The sequence below is a fragment of the Pirellulales bacterium genome (assembly GCA_036490175.1).
Taxonomy (GTDB): domain Bacteria; phylum Planctomycetota; class Planctomycetia; order Pirellulales; family JACPPG01; genus JACPPG01.
On the sequence record DASXEJ010000086.1, the window covers coordinates 1 to 4,164 of the forward strand.

4 protein-coding genes are annotated in these 4,164 nt (G+C 60.1%); 2 read left to right on the plus strand and 2 right to left on the minus strand.

Annotated features, from left to right (window positions below; all coding sequences use genetic code 11):
* Together VGG64_06100 and VGG64_06105 are read left to right on the plus strand one after the other, a co-directional pair.
* Positions 1-301 (plus strand): hypothetical protein (locus VGG64_06100; protein ID HEY1599154.1); only part of this gene is annotated, 301 nt, incomplete at its 5' end.
* Between the two features lie 138 nt (positions 302-439).
* Positions 440-670, plus strand: a complete 231-nt coding sequence (locus VGG64_06105) for a type II toxin-antitoxin system prevent-host-death family antitoxin (GenBank protein ID HEY1599155.1) — start codon at positions 440-442, stop codon at positions 668-670.
* A 237-nt stretch (positions 671-907) separates the two neighbouring features.
* Here VGG64_06105 and VGG64_06110 read toward each other — a convergent pair whose 3' ends face one another.
* Both VGG64_06110 and VGG64_06115 read right to left on the minus strand, forming a co-directional pair.
* Positions 908-3,082 (minus strand): hypothetical protein, encoded by a 2,175-nt coding sequence (locus tag VGG64_06110; protein HEY1599156.1) that lies wholly within the window; start codon positions 3,080-3,082, stop codon positions 908-910.
* Between the two features lie 772 nt (positions 3,083-3,854).
* On the minus strand, positions 3,855-4,164 hold a 310-nt coding region (locus VGG64_06115), incomplete at its 5' end, for an alpha/beta family hydrolase (protein ID HEY1599157.1).

Consider the following 4,164-nt stretch of genomic DNA (forward strand, 5'->3'; position numbering starts at 1 on the left):
CCCCGGCCTCATCGGCTGGGAATATCACGGCCAGGCAGCCGACATACCCGGCCTGGAAGTCGTGGCCGCCGGCACGGCCTGGCAAAGCGGCGTGAACCCGCAAAAATGGGTCGCCACGATTTACCCCGGCCCCAAAGGCAATTTCGTGTTCAACGGTTCGACGATTTTTTGGGCCCAAGGCCTCTCGTCGCCGCCAGGACACACGCTTCCCTGGTCGCACTGGTCGCGGCCGCACGGGCCCGATGCCCGCGTCCAGCGCATTACTCGCAACCTGCTCGAGCGAGCGATTGGCGGCAAGTGATTAGCCATGCGTCTCCACCAGCCGTCTGGGTTGGCCCTGCTCTGGGACGACAGCGATGGTCGGAGTAGGATGTTGTAGAGGATGGTTTAGCCCGGACTTGAGCCGTTTGCTCGAACGAAACGTTTAATCGAGGATCGGATGACGACGATTTCCATTCAAGAAGCCCAAGCCAAGCTGCCGGAGTTGATCCACCGGATGTTGCCGGGCGATGAATTGTTGATTACGGAGAACAATCAGCCCATTGCTCGCCTGGTTCCGGCCACGGCAGTTCGGCCACAGCGGAAGCTCGGAACCATGCGCGGCACCGTGCTGTTCACAGCTCCGGACTTTGATGCGCCGTTGGAGGACTTCAAGGAATACATGCAGTGAAGCTGCTGCTGGATTCCCACACGTTGCTTTGGGCGGTCGATGCCCCTGCGCGTCTTGGCAGGATATGGCGCTGTCGCGCGGATACGTTCGGCGGCGGCGCGCAGGAGTGAGGGCCGGCACGCGCGCACTCCGTGGCGTCGCCGCGCACAGACCGGCCGCCTGATCTGCTGGCATCGACGCCAGAAATGTTCGCGGTCTCATGGCACGCCGCATCCAACGGAGGCAACAGCACGCAGCCTACTCGTCGTCTAGCGGGCTGCCTTCGTCGGCTCGGTCCTCGCTGCCAAACTGCGCGATCAGCTTCCGCACCACACCTGGCGTATTCCGCGCTTCGCGCAGTATCTCATCCAGGAGCCCGTCCCGTCCCTGCAGTGGAAACTTGCGTTGAACGCGCGAAAGAAGTTTGTGCACATCTCCGGTTATACCGGCGTAAAACAACACGACGTTCCGCCACCACGTGTCATTGAAGTTGTCGACCAGCACATCGATGTGCTGCCCGTGCACTACGTATTCCGCGGCTAGGTACTCCTGGAACGACAAGTGCCCTAGCGAGTACTCATCCCCCTCCGGGACAATTACGCCGTCACACGCGCGCAGCTCCGCGAGGACGTCCGCAATTTCGAGCCCCTTGTATCTGTCGGCGCACGCACCGCTCCAAATCCGCGAGGCAGCCGCCACGCTAAAGCGGCGGCGGTGCTTTGAGTGGAGCACGTATGCCAACTGCCTCAGGAAGTGCTTCTTGTCCGGTTTCGACACACGCCGGACCCGCTTAACATTACGAAGGCGATCCCACCGTTCAAGCAGCAGTTCAAAGCGCCGCTCGTAGACTTCGGCGCGAGAATGCGGCAACGCAAAGTTGTTCTCGTGAAGCGACGCTACAATCGTGGCGGTCATTGGGTTGGCACACACCGCCTTTATGTGCGAATTACGTTCAAGAAACTCTTTGATTTCGAGCCGTTTCTTGGTGCTGGCCTCAAACCACCGGTCCATAAAGTCGAAGAGCTGCACCTCGGTGAACGGTAGTAGGCTCGTCTCAGTAAACAGGTCCGGAAAGTCGAGCGAACTAATGTCGCGCGACGTAACTATCAGACGGGGCGATTTCGACGCGCACTCCTCCCGTAGCGACAGGAATGCGGCCCCAAATGCTGTTCCTTCGTTCAAGGTGCAGAGTTGGCCGTAATCGCTCGTGCGAAGCGGTCTGGTAACCGATAGATAGCATCCCTTGCGCCGCGTATCGTCGCGACGCAGCACGACAGCCGACAACTCGTCCGGAACCCGGCACTTGCTTCCGAAGCATCCGTCCACACGGATTTCTTTTGGTACGTGTAACAGGTTCGTGATTTGCCGCCCCAGCGTCGGTCCGAACGTCGCCGCCTCGTCCGCGCCGTCAAGTATAATCAGTCGGGTCGCGCGCATAGCATCCGCGAATGACGTGCTGTCGGTCACGGCGTCAATTGACCGAAGGAATCCATAAAGTGCCGTGAGGAGCGGCGTATCGGTTGTCTGAATTCGGCTGCACGGGAAATAAATGCAAGGTACGCCGTTTGCCAACGCGGAATCAGCTAGCCGTTGCGCAAAGCAGGTCTTGCCCGACCCAGCATCGGCAATAATCGCAATGTGGCTCGTCGCCGCGATCAGTTCGTCGGGCAACAGGTCCGGGATTACCAGCGGGCGTTGCGCGGCGCTCTCCTGCGTATGAGAGAAGAGGTCATCACCAAAAGCAATGGCGAGCGAGTTGATGAGGGCGGCGCTGATTCCAATCGTGTCAATCACCGAGCTACGTGACCCTCGGTGAACTTGCGAATTGCGCGCGTATTGCTCGAGACGGGAAATGAATCCCGCGATATTTACTTTTCGCAGTGTGACATTCTCTAGAAGCGCCCGTCGTGAAGCGCGCTCGGACCTCGGCTGGCGCACGCGGGACGCCTTGCCAGCATCTGAGCCAAATCGCTGCGCGATTTGACCCAGTAATGGCGGGTGCGAGTGTACGTCAGGCACCTGGGAATACAGCGCCGCGAGCGCGTCGTAATCTTCCTGGGGCAGCGTGAGACCGGAAACGCGACGCGGTTGGATCTGTCCTCGCACCAGCGATCCGAACACGCCGCCGCATGGGGCGACACTCAGGTTTACATAGAACGAGTCAAGCGGACGCTCAGCGGACGATTCGAATGCGGACCACTCTCGATGGACGGCTACATAAGAGCGGATCGCATTAGCGAGGCCAGTGCCGGGGAACGCCAACGAGGAGTAGAGACGCGGAAGGTGGTCCCTCAGCAGGGCGGCCAGCTTCTCGGGGCCGATCACTTTGCATTGCCTCCGCACCTTGGCGAGCAGATTGGCCGCGTCGGCAAGTGGAGCGTCAGGAAGGTTATACGTAGTCACGAACAGGACCTCGCGCGGCAGCTCCTTCATGTTTGTGGCTGGGTTCAATATTTCCGTTTCCGCACAATGGAGAAGCTGCTGTAGAGCAGTACCTGCCGACGAGCGCGAGGAGAATGATCCGGAAAGGGGTTCGTTCTTTGCCTGGACGACCCCCAATAGCGAATCTTGGAACGCATCGGACCGAACATAGATTAGGTCCTTCCCGCGCTCGAACGGCCCATGCACGTGTTCGACATGGGTCGCGCCCATTGCCTTGAGCAGCGGTATTATAAAATCCCGGCGCAATTCCTCTTCCGACAGCTCTCGCAGCGCCGCAATCACGCGGTCTGACGATTCAGAAGCACGCTCCGCATGCACGTGTGTCACCATCAGTCCTTTAGGCTACTTCGAAACGCAGAAGGTGTTCACGCGGGCGCCGTCTCTGCCGGCGGCGCGCGTGAGGCGCAGTCGCCGTTATGTTCGTTGGTTCGCCCCCGCCGCGCACTGGCAGTTGCCGCCATATTGCGCGATGTTGGCGGTGTGGTCCAGCGAGCGCCGCAGCTTTTTCGGCCGGCGGATGTGTCCGGCTAAAATTATCTCAGTGAACCGGCCGCAGCGCGACGCGCCCGTATCGTATGTCGCAACGTGATTAGCCGTCTCAATAATGGCCCCTCCTCGGGTTGTCTCGCCCACGAGCACCTGCGAGCCCATCAGAGCGAGTCAGTCCGTTTCTCGATCGAGGTGTAGAAAGCGTCCAAGCCGGCCTGCACTGATCAACTCCGATTGGTGCGAGCAATGCCAACGTCGTGACTTTCGCGGGTGCTCATACGTTTCGAACGAATTCGGCGGTCAGTTCGATGCCGTCGGTCCAGTTTTCGGCTTCGGTTCGGCCGGAAGATTTTCGCGGCTTGAAACTGTGGTCGCCGTCAGGCAGCCACTTGATCTGGACGGCCGGGGGCAGGTTGTATGATATGACCTCGTCGCGGTTGCCCAGCGCGTCGCGCTCGCCTTGGATGATAAGGTTCGGCGTCTTCAGGTGGAGCAGATGCTCTACCCGTAGTTTTTCGGGCTGGCCGGCAGGATGGAATGGATAGCCGAGGCAGACCAGTCCGGCGACGCCCGCATCGTCGGCC